We start from the raw sequence: 3293 nt of genomic DNA on the forward strand, positions 1-3293 counted from the left end.
GGGCACGTCCCCCCCGCCGATGGATGTAAACGCGATGGAAGATTGAACGGTGGACGGCAGACAGCACAGGAACAGAACGCCCAGCCACACTTCATTCTGCAACAGGCCGGGAAAAGCGGCATGCAACGCCAAACCCAGCAGCGGAAACAGCACAAACGTGCAGCACAGGATCATCAGATGCAGGCGCCACGCGGTCAGCCCTTCCACCACGGCCTTACGAGAGAGGCGCGCGCCTTGCAGGAAAAACATCATGGCAATGACAATAATGGCCAGCCACCGAAAAACCGGTACGGCCGCACCATGGCAGGGAACAAACGTGGCCAGCAGCACAGTGCCGATCAGGCTGAGAAGAAACGGATCTAATCCAAACATGCCGCGTACCGTCTTTCCTGTTTTTTCCGGGGCGTATGGTCCGTAACCCAAGGCACAGCCAACCCGCACTATTTTTTCACATCAAGATTGCGTCTGCCGTCTGCTTACGCCACCTTTACGCACAAATGAAAGCACACACCATTCCCCCTCTGGCCTCTCTCATGCTCGTGAGTGCGGGTCTGGCCTACCTTGCAACCTCACCCGTGCGGGCACTGGCGGCACCACCCGGAAGCTGCGCTGTGATAAACCACGGTGCGGTTCAGACGTCCGCCCACGGCGTGACGTATCAAAACACCACCGTACGCACGCCGGATGGCAGCACCACACTTACCGTCAAGCAGATGCATTACACCGCCCCGGAGGGGGATGACGATTCCATACAAAATCAGGCGGATGCGGCATCGCTCCTGCTGGTTTCCGCCATGACGGGCCACCACAACGCTGCCTGCTCTTACTGGCTGCAACAACAGGGCCAGAGCGTTGCCAAAGGGCTGAAAGCTGGAGGCACCTATGATCTGGCATGGAGTAGTGCTGCAATCAGCCGCGGCACCGCGCATGTCGGTATCGGGTCGGCTCACCTTAAACTGGAAGGCAGCACCACAGCCCACACAAGTGCGGCCACCCTGGGCCTAACCGGACTGTCCTTCCGGAATGTCGCTAATCAGGACCTTCTCCCCACCACCGCCCATGCTGCGTTCTCTCTTCCTGCATCGGAGCTTCCCGCGCTTATGGCGGCTATCGGCGGCAAGGCAGAGCAAGCCCCGGCGGTGCATGTCACCATCTCCAGTTTTGACGCGCAACGCGACACCGTGCAGTTGAAGGGAAATGGTACGGCAACCCTTACCGGTAACGTCAACGCGACCTCAGCATCCGGCCATCTGGAAATAACGGAACTGGAATCCCTGATCGAAAAGGCGCGTGCAGCCCAACAGATGAAACTCGCAGCCGGTCTCGTTCTGGCCCGTCTGGTCAGCCATACGCAAAACGGCGCGAATGTCTGGAATACCAGTTGGGAAGGCGGCGTTCTGACTGTGAACGGCTTCCCGCTTCCATTAAAATAACGAGAAGCGTCGCACTCTCCTGAGCACGCTCCACCATCGTCTGAAGCGAGAGCGTATCGAAGAAGCTGGGTAAAAAATCAGCAGATGTTGGCTGGCGAGGGATTTGTGGGGCCAAACAGGCAACTGTGGCGGCCCCATGATGGGCCTTCACGACGGCGTTCAACCGCAATCGTCGTTGCCCACAGCAAGACCAGCGTACCATTCTTTTTCAAAACAGCGTCTTAAGCTGCTTTTACAAGATACCGTGTTGAAGGGCATGAGGGACGGGGAGCTATACGTGCTCCCGACCCTTTAAGGGTCTTACGATGGGGAGGTGCAAACCTTGGCCAGGATAGCGGCTGGCATTCCCTGGTCGGCTATACCTCCACTTTGTAGTTCAGCCCGATCTCATCGCCTGGCAGGCCACGAATGCCCCATGCGCCGCGGGGTGTCTCGAACAGGGTTATCTCGATATCTTGAGGCGTGATGCCCGTCGTGTCCGGGATGTGTTGGTAGAGCGCGCGGATCAGCGCTTTCTTGGCCGCCGGCGACCGTCCCTCGAACATGCTGATCTCGATGATGACGTAGCGGTCGGATCGATCAGACGGGTAGAAGAAGTCGCCATCGTTGAAGCCGAAGAACCGGTGAAAGCGTTTCTCCGGCGGGTAGGCCAAGGCTTCCATAACCGCACGGTGGATGGCGTCGGAAAGCACGGCGCGAACAGGATCGAGGGTGGATCGAAGACCAAAGACTTTAACCTGAGCCATAGCTGCATCCTTGTAGGAGACCGCCGGTCAGGAAGACGTGGTAAACACCGAGCCACCTGGGTCACGGCGGCATCGGGGGCATCGGGGGCTAATTGAACGTGATGACCCAGCCGCTCCTAGATGGAGCGCCACCACGAAGCTGTGACGAAGGAACCGAGACAGGTCATCGTAACGAGTTTTGCAGCATTCGCAGCATGGCGCAAGACACTGGCTGATGAAGGCATGCCAGAATGTCGGCTTACCACACTACTCGGCGCCTCCTGAGACTAGATAACCGTCGTAATTCCCAGATCGCAAGGCAAAGGGCTTTTGCGATCGAACGATCGCGTGCACGAAAACCAGGAGCTTCCGAGCGATCGCCAACAGGATGACCTTCGGGGGTTTATCTGCCGCCCTCATGCGCTGCACGAAGTCGGCCAGGGCAGGATTGCGGCGCCTGCCTGCTGCTGAGCGCACACATGTACAGCGCACGACGAAGGCGTTCCGATCCCATCCTGCTGATACGACCTGGACGGCGTACCGTGCTGCCAGAGCTGTATTCCTGAGGGGACAAGCCGGCGAAGGCTGCAAGACCCTCCGGGGTGAACTCATCAATGTTCGGCACTTTAGCCAGTAGTACCGGGGCAGTTACTATTCCGATCCCCGGTATACTCAGCAGCAGTTCGTGGTTGCGGCTTAGAACAGGATCGGATGCCACTACCTTCTGGACCGCATCCATGACAACTGCGATCTCCCGATCCAGCCAGTCCAGATGGGCCGCGATCGAGGCAGCAACGGCGGGCGATGCCGTGCCGGACTTTTGGCGATTGATTTCCTGAACTCTCGCGACCTTCAGCCCCTCGCAGCGACGCACCAGTTCGCGCAATTCCCGCAAGTGAGTAGCCGGTGGTATCCAGGCCGAAGGCTCATGTGCCCGACAGAACCGGGCTCTCCAGCCAGACTGGTGCCCTGCATACCGTTCGGCCTCCGGGCAGTAAGTGCGGCGGGTCCCGATCTTCGGGGCAGACACGAAGTCCAAGGGCCGAGGGAGAACACCGCCGCTACTGGTGACGATGGCCACCGGCACCAGCCAGGGCAACTTACAAGAATACGGTGGCGGCCACCTTATGCACCA

4 protein-coding genes are annotated in these 3293 nt (G+C 59.0%); 1 reads left to right on the forward strand and 3 read right to left on the reverse strand.

Annotated features, from left to right (window positions below):
- A partial coding sequence (locus AD948_RS00430; protein WP_211264410.1) for a bile acid:sodium symporter occupies window positions 1-372 on the reverse strand: 372 nt, incomplete at its 3' end.
- 125 nt (window positions 373-497) lie between these two features.
- Here AD948_RS00430 and AD948_RS00435 point away from each other — a divergent pair.
- Entirely contained in the window at window positions 498-1433 is a 936-nt protein-coding gene (locus tag AD948_RS00435) for a hypothetical protein (protein ID WP_082782228.1), read from the forward strand.
- A 356-nt stretch (window positions 1434-1789) separates the two neighbouring features.
- Here the strand turns inward: AD948_RS00435 and AD948_RS00440 are convergent, their stop codons facing one another.
- Together AD948_RS00440 and AD948_RS00445 are read right to left on the reverse strand one after the other, a co-directional pair.
- Complete coding sequence (locus AD948_RS00440; RefSeq protein WP_061470243.1) at window positions 1790-2179, reverse strand: tautomerase family protein; 390 nt, start codon at window positions 2177-2179, stop codon at window positions 1790-1792.
- 382 nt (window positions 2180-2561) lie between these two features.
- The coding region (locus tag AD948_RS00445; protein WP_211264411.1) for a transposase at window positions 2562-3293 on the reverse strand (732 nt) is incomplete at its 5' end.

Origin of the sequence: Acetobacter senegalensis (genome assembly GCF_001580995.1) — a bacterium.
GTDB lineage: Bacteria > Pseudomonadota > Alphaproteobacteria > Acetobacterales > Acetobacteraceae > Acetobacter > Acetobacter senegalensis.

What these genes read in the sequence shown, in the direction of transcription:
- AD948_RS00440 (WP_061470243.1), bottom strand. Translation starts at nt 2,179, where the DNA reads ATGGCTCAGGTTAAAGTCTTTGGTCTTCGATCCACCCTCGATCCTGTT.
- AD948_RS00435 (WP_082782228.1), top strand. Translation starts at nt 498, where the DNA reads ATGAAAGCACACACCATTCCCCCTCTGGCCTCTCTCATGCTCGTGAGT.